The 18,466-nt window shown below is 49.7% G+C and carries 18 protein-coding genes; 14 read left to right on the plus strand and 4 right to left on the minus strand.

Annotated elements, in window-relative coordinates:
• The 9 genes from Q0294_RS12165 to lptB form a co-directional block, all read left to right on the plus strand.
• Window positions 1-292: cytochrome c (locus Q0294_RS12165; protein WP_299465442.1), on the plus strand; the 292-nt coding region annotated here is incomplete at its 5' end.
• Window positions 293-418: 126 nt separating this feature from the next.
• Entirely contained in the window at window positions 419-2,137 is a 1,719-nt protein-coding gene (locus Q0294_RS12170; RefSeq protein WP_299465445.1) for a cbb3-type cytochrome c oxidase subunit I, read from the plus strand.
• The gene (locus tag Q0294_RS12175) at window positions 2,137-3,204 is read left to right on the plus strand and encodes a cytochrome c oxidase subunit 3 (protein WP_299465448.1); all 1,068 of its coding nucleotides are present in this window, start codon (window positions 2,137-2,139) and stop codon (window positions 3,202-3,204) included. The genes Q0294_RS12170 and Q0294_RS12175 overlap by 1 nt, the downstream gene beginning before the upstream one ends.
• 78 nt (window positions 3,205-3,282) lie before the next feature.
• Complete coding sequence (locus Q0294_RS12180) at window positions 3,283-3,726, plus strand: cytochrome C oxidase subunit IV family protein (protein ID WP_299465450.1); 444 nt, start codon at window positions 3,283-3,285, stop codon at window positions 3,724-3,726.
• A 107-nt stretch (window positions 3,727-3,833) separates the two neighbouring features.
• Window positions 3,834-4,478, plus strand: a complete 645-nt coding sequence (locus Q0294_RS12185) for a cytochrome c oxidase subunit 3 (RefSeq protein WP_299465453.1) — start codon at window positions 3,834-3,836, stop codon at window positions 4,476-4,478.
• Between the two features lie 273 nt (window positions 4,479-4,751).
• The gene (gene lepB / locus Q0294_RS12190) at window positions 4,752-5,543 is read left to right on the plus strand and encodes a signal peptidase I (protein WP_299465456.1); all 792 of its coding nucleotides are present in this window, start codon (window positions 4,752-4,754) and stop codon (window positions 5,541-5,543) included.
• Entirely contained in the window at window positions 5,544-6,443 is a 900-nt protein-coding gene (locus Q0294_RS12195; RefSeq protein WP_299465459.1) for a S26 family signal peptidase, read from the plus strand.
• A gap of 144 nt (window positions 6,444-6,587) precedes the next feature.
• Complete coding sequence (gene lepB / locus Q0294_RS12200; RefSeq protein WP_299465462.1) at window positions 6,588-8,456, plus strand: signal peptidase I; 1,869 nt, start codon at window positions 6,588-6,590, stop codon at window positions 8,454-8,456.
• A 406-nt stretch (window positions 8,457-8,862) separates the two neighbouring features.
• Window positions 8,863-9,645, plus strand: coding sequence for an LPS export ABC transporter ATP-binding protein (gene lptB, locus Q0294_RS12205; RefSeq protein ID WP_299465465.1), 783 nt, complete (start codon window positions 8,863-8,865; stop codon window positions 9,643-9,645).
• 9 nt (window positions 9,646-9,654) lie between these two features.
• Here lptB and Q0294_RS12210 read toward each other — a convergent pair whose 3' ends face one another.
• The 4 genes from Q0294_RS12210 to Q0294_RS12225 all read right to left on the minus strand — a co-directional run bounded on the left by Q0294_RS12210 (window position 9,655) and on the right by Q0294_RS12225 (window position 13,874).
• On the minus strand, window positions 9,655-10,758 hold the full coding sequence (locus tag Q0294_RS12210; protein WP_299465468.1) for a hypothetical protein: 1,104 nt from the start codon (window positions 10,756-10,758) through the stop codon (window positions 9,655-9,657).
• A gap of 469 nt (window positions 10,759-11,227) precedes the next feature.
• Window positions 11,228-12,115: a DUF6677 family protein gene (locus tag Q0294_RS12215; RefSeq protein WP_299465471.1), complete on the minus strand. Its 888-nt coding sequence runs from the start codon at window positions 12,113-12,115 to the stop codon at window positions 11,228-11,230.
• A gap of 265 nt (window positions 12,116-12,380) precedes the next feature.
• On the minus strand, window positions 12,381-13,163 hold the full coding sequence (locus Q0294_RS12220; RefSeq protein WP_299465474.1) for an SDR family oxidoreductase: 783 nt from the start codon (window positions 13,161-13,163) through the stop codon (window positions 12,381-12,383).
• Between the two features lie 378 nt (window positions 13,164-13,541).
• On the minus strand, window positions 13,542-13,874 hold the full coding sequence (locus tag Q0294_RS12225; RefSeq protein ID WP_299465477.1) for an iron-sulfur cluster assembly accessory protein: 333 nt from the start codon (window positions 13,872-13,874) through the stop codon (window positions 13,542-13,544).
• Window positions 13,875-14,324: 450 nt separating this feature from the next.
• On the opposite strand from Q0294_RS12225, the gene Q0294_RS12230 reads away from it, so the two are divergent.
• The 5 genes from Q0294_RS12230 to Q0294_RS12250 all read left to right on the plus strand — a co-directional run bounded on the left by Q0294_RS12230 (window position 14,325) and on the right by Q0294_RS12250 (window position 18,378).
• Entirely contained in the window at window positions 14,325-15,344 is a 1,020-nt protein-coding gene (locus Q0294_RS12230; protein ID WP_299465480.1) for an HD domain-containing protein, read from the plus strand.
• A gap of 57 nt (window positions 15,345-15,401) precedes the next feature.
• Complete coding sequence (dapF, locus tag Q0294_RS12235) at window positions 15,402-16,241, plus strand: diaminopimelate epimerase (protein ID WP_299465483.1); 840 nt, start codon at window positions 15,402-15,404, stop codon at window positions 16,239-16,241.
• A 94-nt stretch (window positions 16,242-16,335) separates the two neighbouring features.
• The gene (locus Q0294_RS12240) at window positions 16,336-16,827 is read left to right on the plus strand and encodes a DUF2752 domain-containing protein (RefSeq protein WP_299465486.1); all 492 of its coding nucleotides are present in this window, start codon (window positions 16,336-16,338) and stop codon (window positions 16,825-16,827) included.
• Between the two features lie 100 nt (window positions 16,828-16,927).
• The gene (locus Q0294_RS12245) at window positions 16,928-17,620 is read left to right on the plus strand and encodes a hypothetical protein (protein WP_299465489.1); all 693 of its coding nucleotides are present in this window, start codon (window positions 16,928-16,930) and stop codon (window positions 17,618-17,620) included.
• Between the two features lie 62 nt (window positions 17,621-17,682).
• Window positions 17,683-18,378, plus strand: coding sequence for a hypothetical protein (locus Q0294_RS12250; protein WP_299465492.1), 696 nt, complete (start codon window positions 17,683-17,685; stop codon window positions 18,376-18,378).
• The last annotated feature ends 88 nt before the right edge of the window (window positions 18,379-18,466 follow it).

Genomic DNA, 18,466 nt, shown 5'->3' on the forward strand with positions numbered 1-18,466 from the left:
GCCCGTTGAGGCAGGGGAATATTTTTACAAGAGCAGAGGTTGCATTCAGTGCCATTCACTGGATGGGGTTCCCAAAAATGGGCCGTCTTTCAAAGGGCTGTTTGGTCGCGAGCGAAAATTCACGGACGGAACCGCAACCATCGCCGATGCGAATTATATTCGAAATTCGATTCTCGAACCGCAGTCCAAAATCGTCGCGGGCTTCCGACCGATCATGCCGACGTTTAAAGGGCAGTTAACGGATCAGGACATTTCCGCGATTATTGCGTTCATCAAGAGTCAGAAAGAGTAAAATTGCGGCACGGCGACGTTTCAGCAATTTTCATGAAGTGAATTGAAAAAAGTGAGAACTTGATTCTCGATTGTGTTTCAGGATTTTTAATCCGACCCTATTTGAAATTATTCAGGAGGCTGGAAGATGGCAACTGTAGTTGACTCCTCCAATCCAAAATCTAACTTTCCGATTCAATACCGTGAATTGAATTATTTGAACTGTTCGAAGGGCTGGAAAAGCTGGTTTTTCACTCTCGATCACAAACGAATCGGGATCATGTACTTAATTGGTGTGACGACCTCGTTCTTTCTGGGCGGTCTGTTCGCAATGTTACTGCGTACCGAACTGTTGTCGCCGTCTCGAATTCTGATGGGCGCGGATTCCTACAATCAGATGTTTACGCTGCACGGCGCCATCATGACCTTCCTGGTGATCATCCCCGGTGTGCCGGCGGCGATCGGGAATATTATTCTGCCCATCATGCTGGGGGCCAAGGATGTGGCGTTTCCGAGAATGAATCTGGGCAGTTTTTACCTCTGGATGTTCGGAGCCTTTTTCTTTCTGGCTGCCATCGTTCTGGGTGGTCTGGATACCGGCTGGACGTTTTATACGCCTTACAGTATTACCACCAGCACGGCTGTGATCACCGCCTTGATGGGGGTCTTCATTCTGGGGTTCAGCTCCATTTTTACGGGCTTGAATTTCATCGTGACAATTCACACCATGCGACCTCCGGGAATGACCTGGTTCAAGATGCCTCTGTTTTTGTGGGCCCTCTATGCCACCGCTCTGATCCAGATCCTGGCGACCCCCGTTCTGGGTATTACCGGTCTGTTGTTAATTGTCGAACGTGCATTTCACATCGGAATTTTTGATCCGGCATTAGGCGGCGATCCTGTTTTGTTTCAACACTTCTTCTGGTTTTATTCTCACCCGGCTGTTTACGTGATGATTCTGCCGGCGATGGGTGTGGTCAGCGAAGTGATTGCCGTCCACAGTCGAAAACATATTTTTGGATATCGGTTTATCGCCTACAGTAGTATCGCGATTGCTGCCTTCGGCTTCCTGGTCTGGGGGCATCATATGTTTGTCTCAGGGCAGTCCAAAGTGGTGGCGGTTGTCTTCAGTGCGATTACTTTCAGTGTTTCCATTCCGTCGGCGATTAAAGTGTTTAACTGGCTGACCACGATGTATAAAGGTTCGATTCATTTCACCACAGCCATGTGTTATGGATTGTCGTTCATCTTTATCTTCACGATCGGCGGTTTAACCGGCCTGTTTCTGGCGACGCTGGCTACCGACGTGCATCTGCATGATACGTATTTTGTGGTCGCCCACTTCCACTATGTGATGATGGGTTCCTCGCTCGTCGGGCTGTTTGCGGCCGTGCATCACTGGTGGCCTAAGATCTCGGGCAGGATGTTTAATGAATACTGGGGCCGCATTGCCTGCCTGGGAGTATTCATGGGATTCAATCTGACCTTCTTCCCTCAGTTCCTGTTAGGAACACGCGGGATGCCACGGCGGTATTATACTTATCTGCCCGAGTTTCAGAATCTGCATATTCTCTCTACCATGGGTGCTTATTTATTGGGGATCAGTTCGACTTTGATGGTCGCGACCCTGATTTATTCGATTTATCACGGGAAAAAGGCCCCTGCCAATCCCTGGGGCGGTGCTTCCCTCGAGTGGCAGTGCTCTTCACCACCACCTGGTAATAACTTCGACCATCCTCCCTTAGCCGGCGATCCGTATGTAATGGAGTCAGTGGTTTATAATGAGGAAATCGGAGGTTACGTTCCCGCTGAATGTCAGGGGGATAACACGGGATCTGTGACCGCATCAGGAGATAAAGAAGTTTAATGAATACCGCGGCCACCACGACTACAGACGAACATGCCGACAGCCACGATCATGAGCATCATGATCCCCGTCTGGCGCATCACTTTGATTCGCATCAACAGCAGTTTGATACCGGGAAACTGGGGATCTGGTTGTTTCTGGTCACCGAAGTGCTGTTCTTTAGCGGCTTATTCGGTTTCTATGCCGTCTATCGATCATTGCACCCCGAAGTGTTCCTGTATGCCAGCCAGTTTCTGGATACAGTCTTAGGCGCAGCCAATACCGTAGTACTGCTCTTCAGCAGTTTGACAATGGCGTGGGGAGTCCGTTGTGCCCAGTTAGGACAGACACGCGGTCTGTTGGTCTGTCTGGTGACCACACTCGCCTGTGCCGCGATCTTCCTGGGTGTAAAATCGTTTGAATACACCGAAAAAGCTCATCACGGACTGTTATGGGCCGGCATGTATCAGAGCCCGGAACATCACGAGGCAGACGCAGCGGCTGCACCTGCCGCAGAGCACGGTGAAACGGCGGAGCATGCACATACAGCGGCCGCTGACCACGGCGATGAATCGTTGTTCGAGAAAACCAAACACACACTTTCCTATATGACTACAGTGTTATGGGTTGTGATTGTACTGGCGGGCATCGCCTTTGGTGTGTTCATCAAGAAACCGGGAAAAATGACGCTGGCAACTGTCGCAGGCTGTGTGCTGATTTCCGCTTTCGGGATGATGTTAGGCACTTATGCGAGTATTGGTTATCACCATTTCGGGCACGCCGAAAAACCGACCGACGAAGAAATCCAGATGGCCGAAACGGTTCCGGCCGAGTATGCCAAACAGAAAGAAAAAGTTCCTGAGCCGGCACTGGCTGGTACGTTCTTCAGTGTTTATTTCTGTATGACCGGGTTACACGCGATTCACATTATCGGCGGGATGATTGCGATCAGCTGGTTGATTGTTCGCACCGTCCACGGCGCGTTTACGACTTACTACTTTGGCGCGGTCGATTTTGTCGGCCTGTATTGGCATTTGGTCGACCTGATCTGGATTTATCTGTTTCCGTTACTGTATCTGATCAACTAGCTGTTGTTGTTTATTCAATCAACTTGAGAGGCTTTCGAGCTTCGCACTTTTCAATATAAAGAGACGAAAGTATTCATCATGTCAGATCATGCTGAAAGTGGTTCGCACGCAGAAAATACTCAAAGCTGCCATGTGCATATTGTGCCCGTGAAAGTATTGATTGGTGTTTTTCTTGTCCTGGTTGCCTTAACTGTCGTGACGGTCGAAGCAGCAAAATATGATACCGGAGAACTCGATGTGATCGTCTCAATGGCGATTGCCACGGTCAAGGCTTCGCTGGTCGTCTTTATTTTTATGCACCTGTGGTACGATAAACCGCTCAATAAGATCGCCTTCTTCATCTCGATCATCTTTGCCGCGTTTTTTCTGTGCATGATTCTGCTCGATTCTCACGCCTACGACGCATATGTGAAGGGATTTCAGCAAGACAAGACGCCAACTGTGGCTCCTGCAGCAACAGCTCCGGCGCCCGCCGCTGCTCCGGCTCCTGCAGAGGCGGTAGCACTACCCGCGAAAAAATAGTGTTGAATCTGGTCGGGCTTTCAGTGAAAATGAGAAACAGGCAGCAAGCTGCCACTCACAATCTTTCTCAGTAGTGTTTCTGCTTTGAGTACGATGGCAGGTTCAGCATGCCCACTTTCGGAAGCCGCACAATTCGAAATCGATTCGCGATGTTATTCACATCCCGCGATCGGTTAAGTCAAAGAGATTTCGGACTGGCGATTTTTCTGTTTAGTGTGTCCGTTTTGTTTCTGGGTGGATTGCTCGCTTATGTGATCGTCCGCTCGAATCTGGCTGCGACTCAGCAGCCGGCGGCTCTGGTGGTTCCCCCGATGCTCTGGCTCAGCACGGCACTCCTGGCTTTGGGAAGTTTTTCCATTCACCGGGCTTTGTTCTTCGTCCGGAAAGAAAAACAGCAGCAGTTCCGATATTACCTCAATCTCACGTTTCTTCTGGGTGGCGCGTTTTTTGTGATTCAGGCGCTGGGGCTGATCCATGTATTACAATCGCACTCCGCCATTCTGCATCAGGCAGGCGAGGTCAAGCAGGCATATCTTTACCCAGGCAGCTATGGTGTGCTGTTTTCTTTTGTCTTGTTACACGCCCTCCATTTTCTGGTCGCCTTCGGAATTCTGGGAGCGGTGATCTATAAAGCGTATCTCTATCAGTACGATCATGAATATCACTGGGGCGTGCATGCGTGTTCGGTCGTGTGGCATTTTCTTGGCGTGATCTGGGTGTGCATGTTGCTGCTCTTCTGCTTTGTGGGATAAGTTGTTCGCTAACCCAACGTTAAGGCACATCGCTCGTGCCGCCATGAATGGTTTTGCAGCACTGTTTTTGAATACCGCCTGCCGTAAGTGGAGTATTCGCGTCGATCATCTCCGCAGAGCATGATTCTCTATTTCCTCAGGCTGCCGGGGTTTACTAAAATAAGAGGTTGCAGAGTTTGCTTTCTGAATTGTTGATTCAGGATATTTCCGTTTCTTATTTTGTTGTTTGCGATGCACCATTCTTCCCGTCAAATCAATTCTCAACCAGAAGAGGTGGAAGGTCGGTCCAGCCTGTTCCGAATGGTGTTGGAGTCCGTTGTTTCGCTGGCGATTGCCGTGATTCTCTTCAGGACTTTTGAAGCGGAAGGCTACATGATTTCGACCGGTTCCATGGCACCTTCTCTGCTGGGTTATCATAAGCAGGTGATTTGTCCCCGCTGCGATTTCTCGTTTACCTATGGCGTCGCCTATGATGAGTCGGTTTCCGGGAACCGGTTTCAGGCAGAGGATCATGCACACGGTGAAACGCTCGCTCGGGCCGGACAATATGCGACGTGCCCGAACTGCAATACAAACTCCATTGATTTAACGACTGTGCCCCGCAATGAAGGGGACCAGTTACTGGTCTTCAAGCACGCCTATTATCTGAAGGGCCCGCAGCGCTGGAGTGTGGTGGTCTTCCAGAATCCGATGAAACCGACGCAAGCGTATGTCAAAAGAGTAGTCGGCCTGCCCGGGGAAGCGGTTCAGGTCAAAGACGGGGATTTATACATCAATGGAAAGATCGAGCGCAAAGATCTCGAAACGCAGCGCGCGGTGCGACTGCTGGTTTATGATCAACATTATCGACCGGAGAACGATGATTTTTTTCAACCCCGGTTTATTCCGGTGATGAATGATTCGCAGAATGAGAACGAACAGGCGCCCGGCAAACGTCCCGCCTGGGTTGCTCAGGGAGACGGCTTTGTGTTTGATGCAACCAATGACGATCCGCTGAGTTCTTCGGTTCAGGAGCAATGGTCCTGGGTGAAGTATCAGCACTGGATGAGACAAGGCGGGCATTAAGTGACAACCGTGTCGCTGGAAAAGTGGCCCGCCGAGATCGAAAAACCGGAACCGGTGTTAGCGCCCCTGCAATATGATGAGCAGAAAAAACAGTTAAGCTGTAAAGGCGCCATGTCAGCAGACGACTGCCATCGTTTTCTAGGTCAGACAGAAAACGAGGAATTTCGTTATGCAATTGCGTTACTGTATGAGAAATCGCATGTCGCTCCGATACTCGATCATTATGCGTACAATTCCGGAGTCGAAAATCAGGAAGCGGTTCCCGTTCACGACTTCCTGTTTCAATGTGACCTGAAAGTCCTTTCGGGCGAGGGGGAATTTGCGCTGGAACTCTTTGACGGACATCACCGGTTTCGAAATGTGATCGACTTCAAAGCGAGAGAGAGTTCCCTGTTCATTGACGATCAGCAAAAAGCGGTTCGCACAGGCAGGCTCGGTGGCATTTTCGGAGCAGATGCTGTGACCGTGGAAATGTCGATTATGGATCGCCAGGTTTTATTTGCCATCAATGGTAAACCGGTCTATCAGCCACTCCTGTATGGCGAGAGTTCGGCACCGCGGGCAGAGATTCGGGTTCCTGTTCTTTTTGGTGCGAACGGCGGGCATTTACAACTGACCAATTTAAAACTCTACCGCGATATCCATTATACGCGCGGCAAAGCGCTGCATGGCGTGAATGAACCCTATCAGCTCGATCAGCAGAGCTATTTTGTACTCGGCGATAACAGCCCGGTTTCACTGGACAGTCGGAGCTGGTCGGATGGGAAAGTCGACCATAAATACTTATTGGGGAAGCCTTTTCTCGTCCATTTGCCGTCGCGGCAGGGAGAGGTGAAAATCGGGGATCGTGTGGGGCACATCCGCATTCCAGATTTCTCCCGAATTCGCTATATTCATTAATAGCAAAACTCCATTATTTGAAGAGAATCTTTCCGAAATGGAAGAAAAAATTTCATAAATCAAACATCGCAGCGAATCACCAGAACCGACTGAAAAGCGGCATTGGTTGGCAGCGGTCACACATTTATACAGAGGTTGTCTGTCATGACAAAAAAAATAGATAAATCAAACCTGAAGCAACAGCCGACCGAACCGGATGAGAGTAAGAAGCCGGAAGCGGAAAAAAATCAGAGGCAGCATAATGAACTGCGCGACACGCTGGAGTCGATCATCATTGCGCTGGTTTTTGCATTTGTCTTTCGCGCGTATTCCGCAGAAGCGTTTGTGATTCCAACAGGGTCGATGGCGCCGACATTGTATGGTCGTCATAAAGAATTGAACTGTGCCGAGTGTGGTGTGAAATACGCCGTGGGTGCCAGTGATGAACTGGTCGAAAAATCGGATTATTTTATTCCGTCGAATAAAGTCACCGGAGCCTACTGCCCGAACTGTCGTTACTTCACGGATCTGCGGAATGCGATGCCATTCACCGGAGATCGGATTATCGTCAATAAGTTCCCGTTTGATTTCGGAGATCCGAGTCGCTGGGATGTGATCGTCTTCAAGTATCCTGAAGCGTCTCAGACAAATTACATCAAGCGGCTGGTCGGTTTGCCGGGCGAAGAAATTCAGATTTCCCGGGGCGATGTCTACGCCAGAAAAAATGAAAAAGAGCCGTTTCAGATTCTGCGTAAGGATAACTTGCAGAAACAACTGGCAGTGCAACAACTGGTTTACGACGACGATTACCCACCCCGGGAGATCCTCGCTTTTGGTTGGCCTGAACGCTGGTCGGTCATGACGCAGGTGGCGCCCAATCAAACGAAGTTTCAGGAACAAAAGCAGTCTGCCTGGGAAGTTGACGCTGAGTCGCGTGCTTATCAATACCGCGGCAGTGCTGCGTCTTCCGATCCCCGCAAGCTGCAGTGGTTACGTTATCAGCATTTTGTCCCGCGCGAATCCGAGTGGGCTTTGCTGCAGGAAAATCCCGAGTTATTCAAGCAGACGATGCAGACCTCCCCGCCACAACCGCGATTAATCAGTGATTATACCGCCTACAATAATTATTCCGGGGGTTCGTCGTCCGGTGCTTTTATGTACGACGCCGCTTTCTGGGTGGGCGATCTGACAGTCAGCTTTGATGTTGAGATCCAGACCGACGCAGGCGAGTTTTTTGTCGAACTGATGCGGGGAGACCGTCATTATCGGGTTCGCTTTGATGTCAAGACAGGTCAGGCAAAACTGTATTATGTAGAAGACTTTCCCAATCCCGAGCCTGTGGAAACAGAATTGACAACCGTCGAAACGTCATTGATCGGCAAAGGCGGATATTCCGTGAGGTTTGCCAACGTTGATCAACGGCTCTGCTTATGGATTGATGGCTCAGAGGTGAACCTGGATCACAAATCAGAATATCAACCGCCGGTTTCTCCCGCACCCCGCGATGGTGATCTGGCGCCGGTGGGAATTGCAGGTCAGGGAGTGGATTTTGTGATTTCGCATTTGTTAGTGCAGCGCGATATTTATTATCGTTCTGATGAATATTATCAGAGTCAGGAGTATTCCGGTGATCGGCGGCATCTGTGGGAACTGTTGTGGGATCCGGCTGCCTGGAGTCGGCAGTATGAGGATTATCGTCAACAGGTGCGGTTTGCCAAAATGTCGGACGAGGAATTCTTTGTGCTGGGAGATAATTCTGCCCGCAGTGCAGACAGCCGTCTGTGGGGAAATGAACGAAAAGCAGAACGACGACATGCAGTTCCGCGTTCCGCTCTGGTCGGTAAAGCGTTTATGATCTACTGGCCTCACGGAATTCCCTTCCTGAATGACGGCCGTGGTTATTCCCCGAATGTGGGACCCCTGCAGAAATTTTTCTACCATCAGACGGCACCGGGTTATTATCCCAAAGATCCTTACGCCAAACTTTCGGTGCCGTTTTACCCCAATATTTCCAGAATGCAACGGATTCGCTAGGTCGTGTTTCTTACTTCGAATTGTCCTTATCAATGTGGAGCAACCGGGGCTAACGCCCTTCGGCTAATAAGTCATTTCGGCTGTCAAAGTACCTGAAAACGAGATCAGCCGCACGGCGTTAGCCCCGGTTAAAACCGACCTGGCTTAGGTTGCGGTCCTGGAAATCGCATTCAAAACCAATCAATAAACACTGCCTAGCCTGTGCCCAGGTTCATCGGCGCGTCGCCAGGACGATTCGGCTTGAGTAAGCAGCCTGGGTCACGCGATGGGGAAAGGGGCGCATTCTGGCGATTCATGGGCGGCCGGAAATGCGGTCAAAATCGATATTAAGCAGAATCATGGATTCTGGTAGAATGCATTTCAAGAGTCTTAAAGGAAGCGGGTTTCGTCAAGGAGGACGCGTGCGATGGCATTGCTGGAATGTGTGGGGCTGGTCAAAGATTATCCGGGAAAACGCGCCGTCGATGGCGTCGATTTTTATGTGGAACGCGGGGAAATCGTGGGGCTTTTGGGGCCCAACGGTGCCGGCAAAACGACGACCTTCCGGATGGCCTGCGGGATGATTGCCCCCACAAAAGGGCGTGTCTTTCTGGAAGGAGTCGACGTCACGTCCTGGCCGATGTATAAGCGGGCCCGGCAGGGCATGGGCTATCTGCCTCAGGATGAAAGCGTGTTTGTCAAACTTTCGATCGAGCAGAATATCTATGCCATCCTTGAGTTTCTCGATATGAACCGCAAGCAGAGGCACGATACCGTCGATCGCCTGCTGGAGCAATTTGGTTTGACCGCGAAGCGCAAGCAGATTGCCTCGACCTTGTCCGGCGGAGAGCGACGACGACTGGAGATAGCCCGTTGCCTGGCAAGTGCTCCCGAACTGATTTTGCTGGATGAGCCGTTTACCGGAATTGACCCTGTTACCATTCACGATATTCAGGACATCATTGCCGATTTACGCGACGATGGTATCTCGATTCTGCTGACAGACCACCGCGAACGTGAAACGCTAACGATTACCGATCGCAGTTATATCATCAGTGCCGGCCAGGTGCTGGTCAGCGGAGACGCGGAGACGGTACTGAGTGATGCATCTGCGCAAGCGTTGTACTTTGGTAAGCGCTTCGACAAAGGATCGATCATTGAAGGGCGCGAAGCGTTTGGCACGCGTTCTTATGATCGTGATGCGGCTTAGCGCCGCGACTCAGGACTCATCGTGAAAACGGTCGGGCTGCCATTTAATGGCCGCTCTGCCGATACACATCGAATCGGTCAGACGATTCATGCAGATTCCCGCTGCCGGCAGGAGAATCACGTCTCCTTCATTGACGGGGGCGTAACCGTTTTCGTAAACCACCTCATCCAGTCTCGCCAGGATAGTGGGAATCGTTGACGAAATGGAATTGCCGTAATTCGGAAGATTGTTGAGGAAGTCGGCTTTCACGGGGATCTGTCGTGCTGCGGCGATCATCGCTTTTAACAGTTTTCCGCTGGGCTGATGGGGGGCAATCAAAATCCGCTCTGCACTGTCTACGACGTCTGCATAGGATTTCAGACAGGCTTCCAGCATCAGGTCGACGCCATTCAGGAAAACCGATTCGCCATCCATGTGCATGACCAGTTTATTCTCCGGCTGTCCGCGGAAATCAAACATGTCTCCCTGTTCGGTCCAGAATAACGGTACGTCTGGTTTGCGGCGTTCGACAGGAATATATTCCGTCGCAGTTTCCACATGCAGCAGAGAGTGGCCAGGGCCTCTCCAGACTGTGGTTCCGGTAGCGCCTGCAGAGACGATTCCACAGAATGCCTTGTCAGACGAATCGTGCCAATGTTCGGGAGTTTCGACGGTGAGCAGGGGAACGTGTATGCCTGCAGGTAAGTCTGCCAGTATTTTCGTTGCCTGGTTCAGCAGTTCGATAAAGCCCACGCAGCCGTAGTTTAATGCGATAAACTTCTCAGCAGGAACGTTCAGTTTCGCTGAAAGTTGGTTGCATAACTGCCGCGCAGATTGATGATTCGTGTGGGAGTGGCAGAGCAGAATTGCCGGGCAGTTTGCCCAGTCAAAGCCGACCGCCAATTGCAGTTTCTCTGCGATGGCAACGGCGATATCAATCGGTAACAGATCAGGTTGCAGCAGTCGACGTGTTTCAATCCCGGTCGAGCGGCTGATGGCTTTGACGCTGGAGAAACCTTCGGTGAAACCCTGATGGGAAAGCGCATAAACGCTCTCATTGTCTAATAGTTCAAAAAGATCACTGTGATCTGCAAGATCTACCAGTTCTGTAAGTGCAAATCCAAAATTCTGCATAAAGCAATCCCGACCTAACAATTGTAGAAAGGGAATCTGAGACCCCGCAATTGTTTGAGTATGTGCAACATCTTCTTAAAGTGCAATTGAATAGAAATAAATGAGACTAAATTTTTAGTAAGTCAAAATAAAACGATGCTACAAGCAGATTCCCGGCTTCATCAGTTAGAATCAGTCCAGAGGGAATATGGCGGGTTGTTTACAGATTCCACGAAAGTACTGCCAGTAAAGTCATTAAAACGCCCATAATAATGATGGCAGTGAAGAAAAAACGGATCGACCGTTGAATAATCACCTGTGGGATTTCGTAGCGTGTTGAATTGTATACTAGGCTGATCACCGCCAAAAGCGGAATCAGGTAGACAACGGCATTTACCTGGTTCGCGAATAGAAGTGGAATCGACATGATTGTTTTGCCTTTTGAAACGGGATTACTGACCTAAATTGCCTGAAAGCAGCTCATGTTCTTTCAGGACTTGGGAGTTACCGGTGTTTTGTCCTTGGGTTTGGTATCCTCTTCGTCGCCTCTGCCGTAGGCTGGTCCTTCGAACGCATCCCAGATGACGAGCAGATTTAACAACCCGGCGATCCAGGTGAATACGACGGCAAATTCGTAACGTTTCCCTAGTTTTTTGTTGACGTCATCAAGTTCTCGATTGGTCAAAGGCATCTCAAACCAGTTCAAAAAGGGTCTGGGAATCGATCCTTCAATGTGTCCTGTATCGGTCCGTCGGCCATTGACTTCACGCACGACAGCACATTCCAGAGAACGTTGTGGATCCCCGCCTAATGGCAAACCAATTCCGACGGGGTCAGAAAGATTCAGCATTGAGATCGGCTTGTTATCCAGCGTCCCCTCAAAAGTGCCAGTGATTTCCGTGCCAAACTCCCCCGGGACGGTTTTTAACTTGATATAACCATCCAACTGCCCGCTGACGTTTTTGCCATCGTCGCCACGATCCAGAAGTGTGCCATGGAAAGGAGCTTCCAGAGGCATTTCCCCGTGGTAAGAGCGCGACTCAAAGTAATTGGCGTCGGCCTCATTTTGTGCGAGGTTGGCGGGTGACACCGATTTATTATAACGTGAAGTCTGGATTAAAGCAGGCAGTGCGGGTAAACCTACGCCGACTTGTGCAAAATAACCCAGATTTCTTCTGCCCGGTTCTGACTGATAATAGACGGTTTTCCAGTCGCCTAATGCCATTCCGCAAAAAAAAGTACTCAGGATGCAGAAGCAGTAAATGGCTGCTTTGAAGGTTCTTCCCTGATAAAAGTGCCCCGCACCGGGAATGAGAAATGCTAAAATGGCGGCAACCACGGGATTTTTCAATTCAATTTTATTGTGACTGTCAGTCATTTTGAGATCCTCAGGCACTTCCTCTGTAACGGATAAGTAAATGAATTTCGTTTCCCGGCGGTGGATATTAGTCGCAAAATCAATAAACCAGAAGAGCACTCACTCTCCTGCCATACGAGTCCTCCCCCTGATTCCTGAGATACAGTAGTGTACCTCATCACGAACCAGAGTGACAGATCAACCTGAAGTCTCTGGTACTTATAGGGTTGAGAAAATTGATCTGTCTGGATTACCGGGTGGGAGAGATTTCATTTTCCGTTCCGGATTATTGTGCTCCCTCAGCTCGTTTTGACCACCAGGGAAGACTGATCCCGCCATCGATGGTTGTTGTGCCTCCGGTCATATAATCGGCGTCATGACTGGAGAGAAAGGTGACGAGCTTGCCCACCTCATTGGGGGTGCCCAGTCGTTTCCAGGGAATATTTTCTGCGCCGGCTTGCAGTTGTTCGTCTGTAAAGAATTTTCGTTCTCCGGGAGTGTCAATCCAGCCGGGATGAACGGTATTCACGCGAATCTTATGTGGGGCAAATTCGATGGCAGCGGTTCTTGCCATATGGTCGATCGCCGCTTTCGCCATGTTGTACGCCGCGGAACTGGGAATCGCGATGACGGCGTGAGGAGAACTGATCACCACGATCGAGCCCCCATTGCCCTGTTTGGCCATTTGTGCTGCTGCAGCACGCACACCAAAAAAAGCGCCCCACATCGTGACGTCAATCGTACGTTTGAAGCCTTCCATGTCCGCATTCAGAATCAGTTCACGATCACTGTAAGCAGAATTGGAAACGAACAAATCAAGGCTGCCAAATTCTTCCACCACTTTGGCGACGGACGCCTCAACCGATTGCTGGTCAGCTACATCTGCCTGGATGGTGATTGCTTTCACGCCGTAGGATCGTGCTTCTTCGGCTGCTGCTTCAGCTTCTTCAGGATGGGATCGATAGTTAATGGCAACGTTGGCTCCTTCTTTCGCCATTTCGATTGCACATCCGCGACCGATTCCCCGGGACGCACCTGTCACGAGAGCATTTTGCCCTTCCAGTTTCATTGTATTGCTTCCTTCGTTATTTGTACCGTTAACTTTGATTTTTCAGTTTGAAATTGGTTCATATGCAGACTCTTGCGGGCTTTGTTATAGCGATCTGGTTTGCTTTGTGGAAGTCGAGAGGGATTCGGCGATTAGGCAAACGTTCAGTTGGCCTGGTTTCGTCCGGATTCTGTTCCGCGAAAGCCTTCGATCACAGATTGCGTGCAGATCGCTGGCTCTGCATGAGCGCAGCTCAGGGATCGCTCATTGTTCAAGATAAAACTGTCAACAAGAGCTGCCTGAAAACAAAGAAACCGAGGAGCAGACTCTGCTCCTCGGTAATCTCTTTGGACGTTTCGATTGTCACGAATCGATCTCATTCAGACGCTGATCGCTGAATCAGGCAGAAAAGCTGCTGCCGCACCCGCAGGATTTAACTGCATTGGGGTTTTCGAATGTGAATCCTCGTTTTTCGAGGCTTTCATAAAAATCAACGGTGGTTCCATCAAGGTAGAGTCCGCTCTTTTTATCGACGACGACTTTGACTCCATGTTGTTCCGAAACCGTATCATTTTCTTCATCGATTTCATCGACGAAACGGAAATCGTATTGGAATCCGCTGCAACCACCAGAAACGATTCCGATTCTGAGCAAAGAACCTTCACCCATTTTCTGGTCTTCCATAAATCGCTTTAACTCTTTGGAAGCATTTTCAGTAATTGAAACAGCCATGGAAAAAAATCTCCAGTTTAAAAATTGTTTGGTTTATTAGCCATTGATGGTATCTATCGGCGAAAACAGGCACAAAGTCAAATTTTCAAGCCGGGGAATAGCGAGCCTCTGCGCCTTTTACTCTCTCCTGTTATTATAGCAAGAGCTTGATTTTTTCCGAGATGCTTTTTGCCTAGAACTTTTTAAACAGGCGGTTTTTTGTAAGTGGAGTGAAAATAGTATGTTAAGTTCGTTTTAATGGTTATGAGAAGACAAAATCGGGCAGGCAGGGTTCCGAGAGTCTGGCACTTTTGTTTTCGAACCACAGAATTCCCCATCGCAAGCCTAAAGAGGACTGGAATGTCTTGAATCAATTGAATTGCGTGAACAGTCTGTTTTGCACTTCTGGTGGATCGACTTTAGAATAGGATGACTTTTGATTTTGTATTTTGAATTACCGGGGCCAGGTGCATGAATTTACCTCGACAATTAATGTTGCTCAGCGAAATGGAACCGGGACAGTTCGCGGACAGTTTTGTCCTGCTGGTTTCCAAAGAGCGCGCCACCACACGGGATGGAAAGCCTTATTTTCGCGTTCAATTTCGAGATAGTGACGTGACGGCGACGGCGATGATCTGGAGTGATACGACCTGGTTCGAAGATTGCGAGTCGAACTGGGCCGAGGGAGAATTTTATAAAATTCGGGCGCGCTACGACGAGAACAAATATGGCCCGCAGTTGGACATTGATCGGATTCGGCCGATCGTCGATGAGGACGAAGCCGACGGTTTTGATCCCGGCTTGTATTTTCTGCGGTCCCGTTTTTCCAGCACCGAAATGTTTCAGGAATTGACGGAGATCGCGCGCGAGCAGATCGAAGACGTTCCCCTGAGAAATCTGGTGCTGGATATTTTGCAGCAGTATGAAGACCAGATCAAAACCATCGCCGCTGCCAGCAAAAATCATCATGCGTTTACGGGCGGGTTTCTGGAGCATGTGTTGTCTGTCACCAGGACGGCCTGTTATCTGGCAGATAAATATACGGCTTATTATCAGAAGATGCAGCCTCCGTTGAATAAATCGCTGGTGGTCGCGGGAGCGATTCTGCACGACATCGGTAAACTGACCGAGCTGGAATACAAGCCCCACGCTTCCAGTTATACGCCCGCGGGGCGACTGATCGGTCATATTCTGCTGGGACGGGATCTCGTCCGCGAACATGCGACAAAGATCGATAATCTGGACCCCGAAACGTTATTACGCCTGGAACATCTGATCGTGGCGCATCAGAATTTACCGGAGTGGGGTTCCCCGATTGCTCCGCATACACCAGAAGCATTGCTGGTCCATTATGCAGATGACATTGATGCCAAATTCCATATGATGGCGACGACGCTGGAAAATATTCTGCCCAGTAACGAAGATGAGTTTTCCAGTCGCGATAATGCCTTGCGCAGAAGTATTTTTCTGGGCTTGAAGTCGAAAGAATAACAGCCGTTTTGTACCTGAAATCACAACCTTTATTAGTTCAATCATAGAAACACAGCGATGAAATTCACCAAGATGCAGGGCGCTGGCAACGATTACGTGTATGTCAACTGCTTTGAAGAAACACTGCCGCAGGATATCGCCGGCCTCGCGATCCAGGTCAGCGACCGGCATAAGGGGATTGGCTCTGACGGATTGATCCTGATTTGCCCCTCCGAAAAAGCAGATGCGCAAATGCGGATGTTTAACGCCGACGGCAGCGAATCGGAAATGTGCGGCAATGGAATTCGTTGCGTGGCCAAGTACGTTTACGATCATGGCATCTCGCAACAGAAAACGTTGAAGATCGAAACCGGCGCCGGCATTTTGAACCTGGATCTCGAACTTTCCGGTCAGAAAGTCAGCCAGGTTCGTGTCAATATGGGCAAACCAGTCTTGATCAGTGCTGAGATTCCAACCCTGCTGCCGGGAGATCCGCCTGTGAACGCAGATCTGGATCTGGGGGGGGATACGATTCAGGTCACCTGCGTTTCGATGGGTAATCCGCACTGCATCACGTTCGTGGAAGAAATCAACGATCATTGGGTGCATGTGATCGGTCCCCGGGTGGAAGTCCATCCGATGTTTCCGAATCGGGTCAACGCTGAATTTATCGAAGTCGTTTCTCCCACGGAACTGAAGATGCGCGTCTGGGAGCGGGGTTCGGGAGAGACGCAAGCGTGCGGGACCGGTGCCTGCGCGTCGGCAGTGGCCGGAGTCTTAACCGGGCGAAGTGAGCGGAAGGTGCTTATCCATTTACCGGGTGGCGACTTACGTCTTGATTGGGCTGAGTCAGGCGAAGTGTTTATGACGGGACCTGCCGTGGAAGTCTATCAGGGTGTTTGGACGGGGCCGCAATGATTTGTGTATGATCGCAGGAGACGGGACAATTTTTTGAAATGGTCTTGCAGTAAAATAATAGAACTGGTAAACCTCGGCTTCTCTCATTCTCAATATGAATTTCAATTTTAAACCCTCAGTCAATTCGAAAGTGGATCACTTTCTGGCGGCATTTCGTGCGTCCAATCCGGGTACACCGATTGGATGGAAAATTCGCCTGTTGTTGATCGGCTGGAGTCTGTTTCTGATTGCGGGCTTTGGAGTTGCCGTTCAAACAAAGCCGGATCCGCGTGGATTTGGTACCCATCAACGACTCGGTTTTTCACCTTGTGTCATTCGAAATCAATTATCCATTCCCTGTCCCAGTTGTGGGATGACAACTTCCTTTTCCCATTTTGTACGAGGTCAGATCCGTCAGTCTGCCCAGGCCAATACCGCCGGTCTGGTTTTGGCAATGGTCTGTCTTGTGATGATTCCCTGGTCCTGGATCAGCGTTTATCGCAAGCGACTCTGGCTGGTCTCTCATCCTGAAAACTGTTTGCTCTGGTTGATGTGTGGTCTGGTCTCGATCACCGTCATGGAGTGGGTTTTTCGGTTGACCTTTTGAATTTAGATGCGTTCCGGTTTTCCGGAAATAATTCCCTTCCTCAAAAAACAAATCATATCTCGACAAGTGAGTTCGGTTTATGCCAAGGATGGCAGAAAATATGCGAAATTCTACACAGCGACGAAACTCAAATCCGTTCAGCCTGCACACGCTTGCCGCCGCGCTGCTGATGCTGGCTTGTCTGATTACCAGCGGCTGTTCTCTGGGCGTCATGGCGGGAAAGATGCTGTTTGGCGATCCGCTCATCACCTGTGAATTTACCAAGCGCACCAAGATCGATCTCTCGAAGGAAAAGAAAAAAGTGCTTGTCGTCTGCTCGACGCCGGAATCGATTCGATCAGATTATCCTTCATTGAATTATGACCTGCTGGAACAAATCACCTATGGATTGCGCCGCCATGAGATCGAAGTGATGGACACAGGCGAGGTGGCAACCTGGCTGGACGACAATGGCGGCGTCTGGAACGACGTCGATGAACTGGCAGAAAATTTTGATGCCGACTACATCATTCATGTCGACATTGATGAATTTGATTATCGCGAACCGAACAGTCCGAACCTGCTGCGCGGGAAAGCATTCGGAACGGTGTCCGCGTATCAGGTCAAGGAACTGGACGGGCTGAAACGGGCCAGGGAAGTATTTGTCAGCGAATACACGTCCGAGTATCCGAATCACATGCCTGTCTCCATTGAGTCAGAATCGCCTACTGTATTCAGGAAAAAATATCTGGATCGCATTGCCGATCAGATTGGTCGTTTCTTCTATAATTATAAAACGGGAGCAGAGATCTAGCTTTCGGCATGAAATCAGAAGCGACGCCCAAAACCAAATTCGGAGTTGTGAAGGATCACACGATGACAATTTTTTCGTTCGGACAACGTGTTCAAAAACAGTTTTTTAATACCGTCATTAAACTTGCCCTGGTTCTGGTATTAAGCACGACCATGTCGGGCTGTAATTATTTTATTCTGCTGGGATACCTGATTGGCGGTCCCCCTTCCATTGAACCGGACTTCGATTCGCAGACCAAGAAGTCGATGACAGGCAAAGATGTCACGGTCGCCGTCGTCTGTTACGCGCCTTTGGAGCTGCAGTATAACTTTGATGGCATTCACAATGATCTGGCCAAATACACCACATTCCGTTTGCACGAGCATGGCGTGAAGGTGATCAACCCAGACCGCATTCGTGCCTGGCTGGATGAAAATCCCGACTGGGACAAGCCGGAAGAAATTGGCGAAGCCTTCGACGTCACATATGTGATTCATGTAGAATTGCATGAATACAGTTTGTACGAGGAAAACAGTTCCGATCTCTATCGCGGTCGCGCCGAAGGCATGGTGACCGTTTATGCAATGGATGAGAATGGCGAAGGGGAAAAACTTTACAGCAAAGAAATCACCTCGTTCTATCCGTTGCGTGCTCCCAGAGCGACTTCCGAAGTGACCTTTTCCAAGTTCAAGAAAGAGTATCTCTCTCGTCTGAGTGATGAAATTGGCCGCCTGTTTTACGAATATTATAACGGCGACGATTTCGTAAACGCCATTTAACGCGACATACGGTGAGCCTGAATCGCATTCAATTCACCCTGAACTCTTGCATAAGCCAAGATGAGCAGTTAATTTTCATGACAGATGC

Source organism: uncultured Gimesia sp. (assembly GCF_937919775.1).
Classification (GTDB): Bacteria; Planctomycetota; Planctomycetia; order Planctomycetales; family Planctomycetaceae; genus Gimesia.